Below are 12898 nucleotides of genomic sequence, written 5' to 3'. Positions count from 1 at the left end.
CATGTCGGCCGCGAAGTCGATCAGCGTCCAGTCCGTCTCGTGCCCGACGGCTGATATCACCGGGATGCGCGAGGCGGCGACCGCTCGCGCCAGACTTTCATCGTTGAAGCCCCAAAGGTCCTCGAGGCTGCCCCCGCCACGCGCCACGATCAGCACGTCGGGGTGGGGGATGGCGCCATCCCGGGTAAGCGCGTTGAAGCCATTGACCGCGCCAGTCACCTCCGTGCCGGCCGTCTCGCCCTGCACCCTGACCGGCCAGACCAGAACGTGCAGCGGGAAGCGATCCTTGATGCGGTGAATGATGTCGCGGATCACCGAGCCGGTCGGCGAGGTGACGACGCCGATGACGCTGGGCATGAACGGCAGCCGCCGCTTGCGGCCGGCATCGAACAGGCCTTCCGCCTGCAGCCGGCGCTTGCGCTCCTCGAGCAGCGCCATCAGCGCGCCGGCCCCGGCCGGTTCCAGATTGTCGATGACGATCTGGTAGTTGGACTTGCCGGGATAGGTCGTCAGCCTACCGGTGGCGATCACTTCCATCCCTTCCTCTGGACGGAATTTCAGCCGGCTCATCGTGGTCTTCCAGACCACGGCATCGAGCCGCGCGCGGTCGTCCTTCAACGCGAAATAGGCGTGGCCGGACGAGTGCGGGCCGCGATAGCCGGAAATCTCGCCGCGCACCCGCACATTGCCGAACGCGTCCTCCACCGTGCGCTTCAGCGCGCCGGAAATCTCGCTCACCGTGTATTCGGTGGCGTTGCTGCGTGATTCGGACGTGTCGCTCATCGGCCGATTGAGGGGCGGTTGCCTGTCCGCGTCAAGGCGGCGCTCAATCCTCGCTAATACAATAACGCGATCTTAAGCCCGATTTGCTTTGAGTTCGCCGTAACGCAGCCGGCCAGGAACGCATGAGCGCACGCGCAAGCCAAAGCCCATTGACGCATCAGGTCACGCTGACCGTGTTGATGCTGGCCGCCTTTGCGCTGGCCATGGTCGTCGGCTTTGGTTTCTATGCCACCGCCCAGGCCGACCATGTCTCGCTCGAACGGCAAAAGATATTCTTCGCCAATGGCTTGAAGGATCAGATCGCGGCGGTCGAGCGCGAGCAGGAGAGCGTGACCGTCTGGGATGATTCCATCATCAACGTGAAGGCGGGAAACCAGGCCTGGATAGAGGAGAACCTCAGCGTCTGGATGTACTCCTATTACGGCCACAACCGGGTCTATGTGCTGGATGCCGCAAACCGTCCGGTACACGCCATGCGGGAAGGCAAGGTGCTCGACCCGTCCGTCTATGGCGAGGATGAGCCCGAATTGCGGCCCACCATCGAAAGGCTGCGCGCAAAGATGGCCGAGCCGCCGAGTGAGGACGCTTCGGCCGCGCCGGCCAAGATGGTCGGCGAAGACCTGGTGTCGCTCGGCGGCAAGCCGGCCATACTCAGCATCATGCCGCACGTCCCCAGCACGAACCGGCTCACCCAGGCACGGGGCAGCGAATACCTCCACATCTCGGTCGAGTTCATCAACGACGCGGTCATCGGCAAGATTGCCGAAAAATACCTGCTGGCCGGCGCGCATCTGCTGCCGCTCTCGCAAACCAGCGGCTCGGCCGCCATTCCGCTGGTCGATTCTCGCGGCGTCATTCTCGGCTATATCGGCTGGGATCAGGAACGTCCCGGTCTGACGCTGGTGCGCAAGGCTGCCCCTGCCTTGATCGTCGGCCTGCTGCTCGCGGCGAGCGTGCTTGCATTCCTGCTGCGGCGCCTGCGCCGCGCCTCTTCGGCGCTGCAAACCAGCCAGGATCGGGCGCAGTATCTCGCCTTCCACGACACGCTCACCGGCCTGCCCAACCGGGCCCTGTTCGAGGATCGGCTGCGGCAGGCCATGCTCAGGACCGGGCAGGCCGGTCACGACATTGGGAAAGTGGCGCTGCTCTATCTCGACCTCGACCGCTTCAAGCATATCAATGACACGCTCGGTCATCCGGCGGGCGACGAGCTCGTGCGCCAGACTGCGGCCAGGCTCCAGCACACCATTCGTGAAGTCGATACCGTGGCGCGGCTGGGGGGTGACGAGTTCGCGCTGATCCTCATCGACATCCGCGATATCCGCGCCGCCGAGGACATTGCCGAGCGGCTGCTGCAGAAGTTGCAGGAGCCGTTCAAGCTCATCGGCGACCAGGTCTTCGTCAGCGCCAGCATCGGCATCGCGCTGTCGGCCGAGGCCGAGACCGATGCCGATGACCTGCTGCGCAAGGCCGACATCGCGCTTTACGAGGCCAAGAAGAACGGCCGTGGCCGGCACCAGGTCTTCGCCGGCGACATGGACGACCTTCTCTTACGCAAGCGCAAGGTTGAGACCGAGCTTCGCAAGGCCCTCGATGGCGGCACCGGCATCGGGCTCGCTTATCAGCCGGTGTTCGCGGCAAACGGCAAGACGATCCTCGGCGCCGAGGCGCTGATCCGCTGGGGGCATGAGGTGCATGGCGCCTTGCCGGCGGCGCAGTTCATCGCCATTGCCGAGGAGCGCGGCATGATCGGCCAACTCGGCGCATGGGTGCTGCAGGAAGCCTGCCGTTTCGCCGTGCGGACCGAACTGCCATGGCTCGCCGTCAATGTGTCGCCGTTGCAACTGCGCGACGCCGGCTTTGCCGAACAGGTTGCGTCGATCCTTGCCGACACCGGACTGGCGCCGCAGCGCCTGCAACTCGAGATCACCGAAAGTGTGCTTCTGGAGAACAGCGATGCCTCGAGGGCGGCTCTGGCCGCCTTGCGCCAGTCGGGCATCGGCATCGTGCTCGACGATTTCGGCACCGGCTATTCGTCGCTGAGCTATCTGCGCCGCCACGCCATCGACAAGCTCAAGATCGACCGCTCCTTCGTCCGGCTGCTCGACGGCGAAGGCAATGCGGCGGCGATCGTCAAGGCGCTGATCGACCTCGCCGTCGCGCTCGGCGTCGACGTCACCGCCGAGGGTGTCGAGACCGAGGCGCAGAAGATCCTGCTGGTCGCCATGGGATGCCGGCAGTTCCAGGGCTATTTCCTGTCGCCACCGCTCGAACCGGGCCAGTTGCTCGGTCTTTCCGGTCTGGCTTCGCCGGACGACGTCGTGCCGGCGGCCGCCCGGGCCTAGGGCATCTCTGACCCGGAAACAGGCCCTACCAGCCCGGCATGATCTGGTTTGCCTTGGTCCGCTTCATCTTGGTAAAGGCGAGCGCGGCGAAGTCGAAGTTTCCCGTCTCTTCGCCCAGCGGCACCGAGATGTTGTCGAGGCTTTCGCAGATGTGGCGGGCGAGCGCGTCGACGATCTCCGGCTGCGAGGTCTGGCCACGCATGATGCCGATGCGGCAGTCGGGCAGGGTGCCGAAGCCGTCGGCCTCGCCGAGCACGCGCATGCCGGGCCGCAGCGCGCATTCCGGTAGCACCGAGATCGCGAGGCCGGAAAGCACCGCGGCGGTGATGACGGTCGCCGAGAAACTCGAGAACAGGATGCGGTACTCGCGGTTCTGCCGGTCGAGCACGTCGACCGCGGCGCGGCGCCAGATACAGTTCGGCCGGCCGAAGGCCATCGGCAGGATTTCCTGCTCATGCGTGGCGTGGTTGGCCGAGGTCACCCACAACAGCGGCTCGCGCCGCACCACTTCCGACTGGCCGCGCGTGTCGTTGTGCGTCACCAGCGCCAGGTCGAGATTGCCGCGCTTGATGTGTTCGACCAGTCCGGGCGTCGGCTCGCAGATGACTGTCAGCTCGACCCGCGGGTTGGAGCGCGTGAAGCGCGCCATGATCTCTGGCAGGAAGCGGTCGGCATAGTCGTCCGGCGTGCCGATGCGGATGGTGCCTTCCAGTCGCTTGTCGTCGAAGGCGGCCAGCGTTTCCCGGTTGAGGAAGATCAGCCGCCTCGCATAGGAAAGCAGCCTGTCGCCTTCCTCGGTCAGCTTGTTGGTGCGGCCGTCCTTCTCGAACAGCGGCTTGCCGATCCGCTCCTCCAGCCGGCGCATCTGCATCGACACCGCCGACTGCGTCCGATGCACCTCTTCCGCCGCGCGGGTGAAGCTGCCGGTATCGGCGATCGAGATGAAGGTTTGCAACTGATCGAGATCGAGTGGCGCTTTCATCGGTCCAATCCATCATTGATGTTGATGCTAAAGATTAGAAACATTCGTTGGATTAATCAATCGCACCGTGGCACATTCTCCAACATCCACATGAAGGCATGTGAATCGAGACCGGAACGGCGCTCCTCCCAGCGACGTTTGCCCGGCTTCGCCCGCTCGACTCTGAAGGAGGACTGACATGACCACGTTTGATTTCGCCACCGAGACCTCGCGCATCACCACGCGTCCGTCCGTAGCGGCGCGCGTGGCCAATGCCATCGCTGATGCCTACCGCGCCTGGAAAAACCGCCGCCAATTCTATCGCCTCGGCGAGATGTCGGATGCCGAACTCGCCGATATCGGGCTGACGCGCGCCGACCTCCACGTCGCCGTCGCTGTGCCCTTCGGGCGTGACCCGACGGTGAAGCTGCGCGCCATCGCCAGCGACCGGGTCGGCTCGATCGAGGATCTCGCCCGCAAGGTGGCTTGATCCAGCCGGCTGGTGCATTCGGTCGCCCTGAACCTTTTCAAGGGGCGCGGCGACCAAGGTTCATGCAGGCTCCCCACTCCCTGCCGGTTCCCCCCGGCCTGCCTGCACGCTGCCCGGTCCTCCCAAGGACCGGGCTCTTCTTTTCGGGCTATCGTCGATCCATGCCGCGCTTGAACTGATCGAAGATCGATTCCATGCCCTTTTGGTACTCGTCGCGTTGCCGCGCGCCGGTCTCGAACATCTTACCGAACAGATCGTCGAACGGGTTCCTCGGCCTGCCGCTCGGGTTGGTCTGCGGTTGCGGCGCCTCGCGCTGCTGGGGTGCCTGCTGCTGTGGCACCGGCTGGCCGAACCCGCCGCCTCCGCTCTGACGCAGCATCTCCTCGAACATCTTGCCCAGCGGATTGTCGCCAAAGGGACTTTGCGTCTGTTGCGGCTGCGTCCGGCCTTGCGGCTGTTGCGCGCCGCCGAACATGTCCTGCAGGACCTTGCCGAGCGGGTTGTCGCCGTAGGGATTGGGCGCCTGTTGCGGCTGCTGCGCGCTGCCGCCCGCCTGCCGCATCATCTGCTCTATGATCTCGCCGAGCGGATTGCCGCCGCCGCCGAAGCCGCCCGCCGCCTGCATCTGGTTGGTGGTCTGCTTGAACAGCCCGCCCATCATCATCGAGGCCATCGCAGGCAGCATCTGCTGCAGCACCTGCTGGCTGAGACCGGTCGCTTGCGCGGCTTGGGCAGCCACGGCCCGCGACAGCTCCTTCGAGCCGAACAGATGGCCAAGAATGCCGTTGCCCTCGTTGATGCCTTGCGGCGAGAAGGCCCGGGTCGCGTCCTCGAAATATTTGGCGTGCTGGCCGCTCGCCATCGCCGTCATGAAAGCGCCGAGCCCGTAGGGGTCGGCCGTGTTGCGCTGCAGCCCTTGCGAAAAGGCCGGCAGCAGCGCCTCGACCGCGGCCTGGGTCTGCTGCATCGAAAGCCCGAACTGCTGAGCCAGCGCCTGCATGCCGGCGCCGTTCTGGGCCTGGGCGAATATGTCGAACAGGGAAGGCATTGGGTTCTCCTCCGGGAACATCCTCGTTGGAGAAGCCTAGTTCGTTTCCATCGCTGATTGAAGCGGCTTTTGCCGCCCTCTCCGCCGGGCGGACGGCGAAGGGTCAGTAAGCATATTCCATGAACACGGGCTCGATCGAGCCGCCCCAGCGCGTGTGGTAGGCCGACAGCATTTCTTCGGCGCTGGTCGTGCCGCGCGCCACGACTTCGTCCAGCGTGTTCAGGAACGAGGTCTCGTCATAGCCGTCGCGGTTCTTGCGGGCGCGGTTCTTCAGCCCCGAGCGCGAAATGGCGAGCACGTCGCGCGCGACATCGCGCAAGGTCGTGTTGCGGAACGGCGCCGAAATGCCCAGCTCCGGCACGGCGTTGCGCATTGCCAGCACTTCCCTGTAGGTCCAGCTCGAGGTCAGCGCCTCGGCGGCGTCCAGCGCGGCCTCGTCATAGAGCAGCCCGACCCAGAAGGCCGGCAGCGCGCAGATGCGCCGCCACGGTCCGCCATCGGCGCCGCGCATTTCGAGGAAGCGCTTAAGCCTGACGTCGGGGAACAGCGTCGACAGGTGGTTTGCCCAGTCGCCCATCGTCGGCAGCCCGTCCGGGACCTCATTGCGGGCGGCCCCTGTCATGAACTGGCGGAAGGTGATGTGCGTCATGTCGTGATAGTGGCCGTCGCGGATGACGAAATACATCGGCACGTCGAGCGCCCATTCGACATAGTCGGCGAAGCCGAAATCGGGCGAGAAGCAGAATTCGAGCAGGCCGGAGCGCTGGTTGTCGGTGTCGCGCCAGATGTCGCCGCGCCAGCTCTGCAGCCCGTTCGGGCGGCTTTCGGTGAAGGGCGAGTTGGCGAACAGCGCCGTCGACAGCGGCTGCAGCTTGAGCGAGACCTGCATCTTGCGGCGCATGTCCGCCTCGCTCTCGAAGTCGAGATTCACCTGGATGGTGCAGGTGCGGTACATCATGTCGAGGCCCTTGGTGCCGATCTTCGGCATGTAGCGGGTCATGATCTCGTAGCGCGACTTCGGCATTTTGGGCGTTTCGGCCAGCGACCATTTCGGGCTGCCGCCGAGGCCGAGGAAGCGGATGCCGAGCGGCTCGGCGATTTCGCGCACCTGCGCAAGATGCGCATTGCCCTCGCGGCAGGTCTGGTGGATCGACTCCAGCGGCGCGCCGGAGAGCTCGAACTGGCCGCCGGGCTCCAGCGAGATCGCGCCCTGGCCGGTCGGCTCGACCAGGCCAATGATGCGACCGTCATCCATGATCGGATCCCAGCCGAGCTTTTGCTGCATGCCCTCTAGAATGGCGCGGATGCCGCGCTCGCCGCCATAGGGCACCGGCGCATTGCCGTCGACATAGAACGGAAACTTCTCGTGCTCGGTGCCGATACGCCATTGGTCGCGCGGCTTATTGCCGGCGGCCAGGTAGGCGACAAGTTCGTCGACGCCCTCGATGGGCCGGAAATCGGTCGTGTCGCGCGCCATCAGAAGCCCTCCCGACGCGTGATCCGCAAGACCGATCATGCGCCAAACCATAGTGCTACAGCGTTCCTTGTGCGCACAAAAGAGCGCGGCGCTATAGGCGGCCGAACGACCGCCGGCGCTAGATGGACGAAATGTCAGTAGCCGATCAAGCGAAAAATCCTGAGCCAGGGCTCAACTCGAATTGATCACCAATCACCGATTGTCGCCTGGATCACCGCAAGCGCGGCCACCGCGGCCGTGTCGGCGCGAAGGATGCGCGGCCCGAGCGGGATGGCGGTGACGAAAGGCAGCGCCCTCAACATCTTGCGCTCGTCGTCGGAAAAGCCGCCCTCCGGTCCGACCAGCAGGCCGAGCTTGGTCTCGTCGACCGCCTGCAGCGCCGGCAGCGGATTGTTGGTCGAGGCATCCTCGTCGCAGAAGATCAGCCGCCGTTCCTTGTCCCAGCCTGTCAGCAGGCGTTCGAATTTTTCCGCCTCGAGCACCTCAGGCACCGCCAGGATGCCACATTGTTCGGCCGCCTCCACGACATTGGCGCGCAGCCGCTCGATGCCTGGCTTGGCCACTTGCGTGTGTTGCGTGATCACCGGCCGCAGGATACCGGCACCCATCTCGACCGCCTTCTGCACCAGATAGTCGAGCCGTCCCTGCTTCAGCGGCGCGAAGCAGTAGACGAGATCGGGCAGCGGCGGCTGCGGCCGCTGCAGGGAGGCAACCTTCAGCCGAACCGCCTTTTTGGACTTTGCCGCGATCGCCGCCGACCATTCGCCGTCGCGGCCGTTGAACACCAGGAGCTCGGCGCCTTCGCCGAGCCGCAGCACATGCATCAGGTAATGGCTTTGCTGTGGCCCGGCATCGAATTCAATGCCGGTTCCGAGATCGTCAGGCACGAACAGCCGCTGCATCTTGTAATTGGCGCGCATGGCCGAGCAATGGGCGAGGCGGTGTTTGCCGTCAAGCCTCGGCGGAAGGGTGCCATGCCGGCACGTAGCCTTGCCGCAGCACCGAAATGGTGGTCGCCGGTGTCAGCAGCCGGAGTGGCCGGCCGGCCAGATCGCCAAAAGCGGTCGGCGCGCCATAGCCAGCGAACGACCAGCGCAGCGCTTGGCCGCCGCGCAGGGCATAAGCCGCGTTGCCGTCAGCAACCATGGCGCCATCGGGCAGGGCGGCCAGCGCTTCCGGCTTGACCGCCGGCGGCTGGCCGCCAGCCGCCAGCCGCTCCCTGTGCAGCCGCTTGTCGAGCATCGGCGCGCGCGGCTCGGCGATGCCGAACGCTCCGCCGAAGCGGCGGACGAAGTCGCTTGCCCTTTCGCGCCGGCAGTAGAAGCAGGGCCGGTGGCCGGCGGCCAGCGCCGTCACCTCGTCGAGGAAGAACAGCTCGGTCCAGCCCGCCTTGCCACCTGGCCGGTTGCGGCCCATCGGCTCGCGCCGCACATTGCGGAACTCGCACACGCAGATGATCCACGCCTGAAGCGCCGATCGTTTCCTCAACAGCGTCTTCGTCTCGGGGTCGTGGATGATGCCGCGATTGCCGGTGAACAGGCCGCGTTCGGGCACGGCGTGGATTGCGCCGAACGGATCGACCCGGTTCTGCAGTGGCATAGGCGTTCCTTCTTGGCTGCGATGCGGGCGCCATGATATCGCTCGCGGGATCAAAATCATGTCAGCAGGGTTTCGATGCGCGTCCTGGTCGTCCAGAATTTCGACAATGAGGGCCTTGGCCAGATCGGCGCCGCACTGGTCGAGGCTGGCGCCGATATCGATCTGCGCAAGCCCTATCGTGGCGAGGCCCTGCCCGAGCACAGCGGCGAGCATGACGCCATGGTCGTGCTGGGCGGCGCCCAGAACGCGCTCGATGACGAGCTTTGCCCCTATTTTCCCGAATTGCTCGATCTGACCCGCGACTTCGCCGACAGGGACCGCTCGGTGCTCGGCATCTGCCTCGGCAGCCAGTTGCTGGCGCGTGCCTTCGGCGGCGAGAACCAGATCGGTGGCGCCACCGAGTTCGGCTGGCATCAGGTTTCGCTGACGCCGGCGGCGAAGACCGATCCGGTGCTGGCCGCCTTACCGGAGAATTTCCCGATCTTCGAATGGCACGACGACACCTTCGTGCTGCCGCAGAATGCCGTGCGGCTGGCCGGCAGCGCCGTCGCCGAGAACCAGGCCTTCCGCCTTGGCCGCGCCGTTTACGGCTTCCAGTTCCATTTCGAGGCGGATACGCCGATGGTGCGCGACTGGAGCACGTCCTTCGCCTCCCTCATCGCCGAGCGCCATCCCGATTGGAACGACCGGCTCGACCATGAAGTTGCCCGCAACGGTTCCGATGCCGACGCCGCCGGCCTGGCCATTGCCCGCGCCTGGGTGGCGACCATCTGAGGCGTGTCGATATTCAGGTGAGGCCGGCCTGCAAACAATGGCTTCCTGCGCTTCCGGTGCTCACGTACTTCAAGTATGCTCCGCTCCGGTTCTCAGAAGCCATAGTTTTCGGCTCGGCCTGACCTGAATCTCAACCCACCTTGGCGCACACCGACCTGGGGCGGCGTGACATTATTGGCACGCCACGGCAGTTCCGCCTGGGGAAAACCCTTTTCGTCCTTGGTTTGTGTCCGCCCGCCATCCTAGAAGGCGCGCGCTTTGTATCGCCGGTGCAACCGCGATGAACCTTCTGTGTGATCCGCGCGACACACCGGCGATACGGAATCTGCTTAGAAACGCGAAATCGTCGAAACATTGAGACGCATTTTATCGTTTCAACGCATTGGTAACCGGGTCGTGCACAGATGCAGGAAGCTCAACCAGAGATGACGTCCGTGAAAGCAGCGCTTCTGTCTTTTATCATGCTGTCTGCCATCGTCCTGTGCGGCCTCGGCATCTATTCGGCCGACGCCGCCAACAATCATCAGGCCGTCGACGGCTACGGCGTCACCGCCGCGCTTCGCTAAAGCCTGGTCCTTCCCGACAAACGGAAAGCTGATCCCATAGTCGGGATCATGACTGGAACGGCCGCCCTTCGACCGTCAGGATGCGCTTTTCCGCGCCGTCGACAACGAGCGCGCTGAGCGTTCCCGAATGCCATGCGAGCGTATCGACATTGACGCGGTTGGCCATGATTTCGGCCTCCGGCACCGGTGTGTGCCCATGCACGATCACCTTCGGATAAAGGCCGGGGTGATCGTGAAAGGCGTCGCGAATCCAGATCAGGTCCTGCGGACTCTGGCTTTCGAGCGGTACGCCTGGCCGGATGCCGGCATGGCAGAAGAAGAAGTCGCCGAACGCCACCGAAAACGGCAGTGAGCGCAGGAAGTCGACATGGGCTCGCGGCACGGCCGCGACCAGGGTCGCGTGTCCTTTCCGTACCGTCTCTGCCTTGCCGAACCAGCGCGCGTCCGCGACCAGATCAACGCCATAGGACTGCGCCGTCTGGACGCCGCCATAGCGCATGAACAGGCCGTCCGGATCGGGTTCGGCGAGAAAGTCGAGAAAGCCGATGTCATGGTTGCCGGCGAGCATCAGGTGGCGCGGGTCGCGCTTCTGCGCGTCGATCAGGAAATCGATCACGCCTCTGGAATCCGGACCACGGTCTGTATAGTCGCCGAGATGGATGACGCGCCAGTCGGCGGTCGGCTTGTATTCGAGCTCGCTTTCGATCCGGCGGTGCATGGCGGCCAGAAGGTCGAGCCGGCCATGCACGTCGCCGATGGCGCAGAGCCGCATGCCTTCCGGCCCGCGCGCGTCGAGATAGTGGATGCCGGTTTCGGTCACGGTGAGCGTCTTCCCGTATCGATCATCACGGGAAACTAGGGCGGATAGGTGAATAGGCCCTAGCGCCTCAGCTGGTCCTTGCCCATGTCGGTTACCAAACGCTTACCGCACAGTGCCAGCGTGATGTCCATTTCCTTGCGGATGATCTCCAGCGCCTTGGTGACCCCGTCCTTGCCCATGGCGCCGAGGCCGTAGAGGAAGGGACGGCCGATATAGGTGCCCTTGGCGCCGAGGCAGAGCGCCTTGAGCACGTCCTGGCCCGAGCGGATGCCGCCATCCATGTGCACCTCGATCCTGTCGCCGACGGCGTCGGCGATCTCCTCCAGCACCTCGATCGACGAGGCGGCGCCGTCGAGTTGGCGTCCGCCATGGTTGGAAACGACGATCGCGTCGGCGCCGGTCTGGGCCGCCATCAGCGCGTCCTCCTTGTCGAGGATGCCCTTCAGGATCAGCTTGCCTCCCCAGCGCTCCTTGATCCAGGCGACATCCTTCCACGACAGTTGCGGGTCGAACTGCTCCGTCGTCCACGACGACAGCGAAGAGACGTCGCCGACCCCCTTGGCATGGCCGACGATGTTGCGGAAGGTGCGGCGCTTGGTGCCGGCTATGCCCAGACACCAGCGCGGCTTGAGCGCCAGGTCGATGATGTTGGCGAGCGTCATCTTGGGCGGCGCCGACAGCCCGTTGCGGACATCCTTGTGGCGCTGGCCGAGGATCTGCAGGTCGAGCGTCAGCACCAGCGCCGAGCATTTCGCCGCCTTCGCCCTGTCGATCAGGTTGAGGACAAAGTCCTTGTCGCGCAGCACGTAGAGCTGGAACCAGAACGGCCTCTTCGTCACCGAGGCGACATCCTCAATCGAGCAAATGCTCATCGTCGACAGCGTGAACGGCACACCGAACTCTTCCGCCGCCTGCGCCGCCAGCATCTCGCCATCCGCGTGCTGCATGCCGGTCAGGCCGGTTGGCGCCAGCGCCACCGGCATCGCCACCTTCTCTCCGATCATGCTCGTTTCCAGCGAGCGGTTGCTCATATCGACCAGCACGCGCTGGCGGAACTTGATCTTCTGGAAATCCTCCTCGTTGGCGCGGTATGTGCTTTCGGTCCAGGCGCCGGAATCGGCGTAGTCGAAGAACATCTTCGGCACGCGGCGGCGCGCCAGGTCCTTCAGATCGGCAATGGTGAGGATGTCGCTCATGGTCTTTCCCGCTGGGTGTTCGCTAATTCGTTGTCTTGGCGCCGTCGCCGGCGTCGGAGCGCTGTCTCAGCCTCAGCCGTGACACGCGCTGCCAGTCGCCGCTGCGTTCGGCCTCGAGCATCGAGCGCTCGACATAGGAGATGTGGTCCATGGCCGCTTGCCGGGCAGCCGCCGGATCGCCGGCCTTGATCGCCGCATAGATCGCCCGGTGCTGGTGAAGCAGGGCCTCGCGCGCGCCGGGCACGCTGAACACCAGAAGCCGGTTCTGGAACACACCTTCCGACAACAGCCGGTAGCAGGAGCGCAGCGTATGCAGCAGGATGATGTTGTGCGCGCATTCCGAGATGGCGTGGTGGAACTCGATGTCGATCTCGGCCTCGTCGTCGAAATCGCCGGTGCGGTGCGCCTCGTCCATGCGCGCCATGATGCTGTCGAGCAGCGTAAGGTCTTCCGGCGTGGCGCGCCGCGCCGCGTATTCGGCGGCGACCGCCTCGATCTCGCGGCGATACTCCAGATAGTCGGTCACCGCCTTGCGGTGCATCGAGATGAGGTCGGTCACCGGCTTGGTGAACAGCTGGCCGATGACGTCGGCGACATGAGTGCCACCGCCGGCCTTGGTCGTCAGCAGCCCACGCCCCTCCAGCGCCTTCAGCGCGTCGCGCAGGATCGGCCGTGACACGTCGAACTGGCGCGCCAGCTCGCGCTCGCCCGGCAGCCGGTCACCGGTGCGCAACACGCCTTCCAGGATCAGGCTCTCGATCTGCTGCACCACCTCGTCGGCGGTGCGCGAATGCTCGATCCTGGAGAAAATATCGCTCAACGGGGTGCCTGGGAAAAGA

13 protein-coding genes are annotated in these 12898 nt (G+C 65.0%); 4 read left to right on the top strand and 9 right to left on the bottom strand.

Annotated features, from left to right (window positions below; genetic code table 11):
- The coding region (xseA, locus tag EN745_RS02500; protein WP_127420461.1) for an exodeoxyribonuclease VII large subunit at positions 1-783 on the bottom strand (783 nt) is incomplete at its 3' end.
- 122 nt (positions 784-905) lie between these two features.
- On the opposite strand from xseA, the gene EN745_RS02495 reads away from it, so the two are divergent.
- Positions 906-3128, top strand: coding sequence for an EAL domain-containing protein (locus tag EN745_RS02495; protein WP_127420460.1), 2223 nt, complete (start codon positions 906-908; stop codon positions 3126-3128).
- Between the two features lie 25 nt (positions 3129-3153).
- Here EN745_RS02495 and EN745_RS02490 read toward each other — a convergent pair whose 3' ends face one another.
- Complete coding sequence (locus EN745_RS02490; RefSeq protein WP_126056420.1) at positions 3154-4110, bottom strand: LysR substrate-binding domain-containing protein; 957 nt, start codon at positions 4108-4110, stop codon at positions 3154-3156.
- A 178-nt stretch (positions 4111-4288) separates the two neighbouring features.
- Here EN745_RS02490 and EN745_RS02485 point away from each other — a divergent pair, with 178 nt between their 5' ends.
- Positions 4289-4579: a DUF1127 domain-containing protein gene (locus EN745_RS02485; RefSeq protein WP_126056419.1), complete on the top strand. Its 291-nt coding sequence runs from the start codon at positions 4289-4291 to the stop codon at positions 4577-4579.
- Between the two features lie 148 nt (positions 4580-4727).
- Here the strand turns inward: EN745_RS02485 and EN745_RS02480 are convergent, their stop codons facing one another.
- The 4 genes from EN745_RS02480 to EN745_RS02465 form a co-directional block, all read right to left on the bottom strand.
- A complete protein-coding gene (locus tag EN745_RS02480; protein WP_127420459.1) occupies positions 4728-5627 on the bottom strand; it encodes a DUF937 domain-containing protein in 900 nt (299 codons plus the stop codon).
- A 103-nt stretch (positions 5628-5730) separates the two neighbouring features.
- The gene (locus tag EN745_RS02475; protein ID WP_127420458.1) at positions 5731-7104 is read right to left on the bottom strand and encodes a glutamate--cysteine ligase; all 1374 of its coding nucleotides are present in this window, start codon (positions 7102-7104) and stop codon (positions 5731-5733) included.
- A gap of 185 nt (positions 7105-7289) precedes the next feature.
- On the bottom strand, positions 7290-8024 hold the full coding sequence (locus tag EN745_RS02470) for a 16S rRNA (uracil(1498)-N(3))-methyltransferase (protein WP_127420457.1): 735 nt from the start codon (positions 8022-8024) through the stop codon (positions 7290-7292).
- A 31-nt stretch (positions 8025-8055) separates the two neighbouring features.
- On the bottom strand, positions 8056-8703 hold the full coding sequence (locus tag EN745_RS02465) for a hypothetical protein (protein WP_127420456.1): 648 nt from the start codon (positions 8701-8703) through the stop codon (positions 8056-8058).
- Positions 8704-8778: 75 nt separating this feature from the next.
- Here EN745_RS02465 and EN745_RS02460 point away from each other — a divergent pair, with 75 nt between their 5' ends.
- Positions 8779-9477: a type 1 glutamine amidotransferase gene (locus EN745_RS02460; protein ID WP_127420455.1), complete on the top strand. Its 699-nt coding sequence runs from the start codon at positions 8779-8781 to the stop codon at positions 9475-9477.
- Between the two features lie 425 nt (positions 9478-9902).
- Complete coding sequence (locus EN745_RS02455) at positions 9903-10043, top strand: hypothetical protein (RefSeq protein ID WP_189340537.1); 141 nt, start codon at positions 9903-9905, stop codon at positions 10041-10043.
- 46 nt (positions 10044-10089) lie between these two features.
- Here the strand turns inward: EN745_RS02455 and EN745_RS02450 are convergent, their stop codons facing one another.
- Genes EN745_RS02450 through EN745_RS02440 form a run of 3 tightly spaced genes read right to left on the bottom strand, consistent with a single transcriptional unit; the run spans position 10090 to position 12879 of the window.
- Positions 10090-10863 (bottom strand): metallophosphoesterase, encoded by a 774-nt coding sequence (locus EN745_RS02450; protein WP_127420454.1) that lies wholly within the window; start codon positions 10861-10863, stop codon positions 10090-10092.
- Between the two features lie 59 nt (positions 10864-10922).
- Positions 10923-12059, bottom strand: coding sequence for an alpha-hydroxy acid oxidase (locus tag EN745_RS02445; RefSeq protein ID WP_126056411.1), 1137 nt, complete (start codon positions 12057-12059; stop codon positions 10923-10925).
- A gap of 22 nt (positions 12060-12081) precedes the next feature.
- A complete protein-coding gene (locus tag EN745_RS02440; protein ID WP_126056410.1) occupies positions 12082-12879 on the bottom strand; it encodes an FCD domain-containing protein in 798 nt (265 codons plus the stop codon).
- Between the last annotated feature and the right edge of the window lie 19 nt (positions 12880-12898).

Origin of the sequence: Mesorhizobium sp. M4A.F.Ca.ET.022.05.2.1 (genome assembly GCF_003998845.1) — a bacterium.
GTDB lineage: Bacteria > Pseudomonadota > Alphaproteobacteria > Rhizobiales > Rhizobiaceae > Mesorhizobium.
The sequence above is the reverse complement of the archived record's forward strand: the minus strand, read 5'-3'. Positions and strand labels throughout refer to the sequence as shown.

Coding starts and splice junctions, on each gene's coding strand:
- EN745_RS02495 (WP_127420460.1), top strand. CDS start 906: ATGAGCGCACGCGCAAGCCAAAGCCCATTGACGCATCAGGTCACGCTG.
- EN745_RS02490 (WP_126056420.1), bottom strand. CDS start 4,110: ATGAAAGCGCCACTCGATCTCGATCAGTTGCAAACCTTCATCTCGATC.
- EN745_RS02485 (WP_126056419.1), top strand. CDS start 4,289: ATGACCACGTTTGATTTCGCCACCGAGACCTCGCGCATCACCACGCGT.
- EN745_RS02480 (WP_127420459.1), bottom strand. CDS start 5,627: ATGCCTTCCCTGTTCGACATATTCGCCCAGGCCCAGAACGGCGCCGGC.
- EN745_RS02475 (WP_127420458.1), bottom strand. CDS start 7,104: ATGGCGCGCGACACGACCGATTTCCGGCCCATCGAGGGCGTCGACGAA.
- EN745_RS02470 (WP_127420457.1), bottom strand. CDS start 8,024: ATGCGCGCCAATTACAAGATGCAGCGGCTGTTCGTGCCTGACGATCTC.
- EN745_RS02465 (WP_127420456.1), bottom strand. CDS start 8,703: ATGCCACTGCAGAACCGGGTCGATCCGTTCGGCGCAATCCACGCCGTG.
- EN745_RS02460 (WP_127420455.1), top strand. CDS start 8,779: ATGCGCGTCCTGGTCGTCCAGAATTTCGACAATGAGGGCCTTGGCCAG.
- EN745_RS02455 (WP_189340537.1), top strand. CDS start 9,903: ATGACGTCCGTGAAAGCAGCGCTTCTGTCTTTTATCATGCTGTCTGCC.
- EN745_RS02445 (WP_126056411.1), bottom strand. CDS start 12,059: ATGAGCGACATCCTCACCATTGCCGATCTGAAGGACCTGGCGCGCCGC.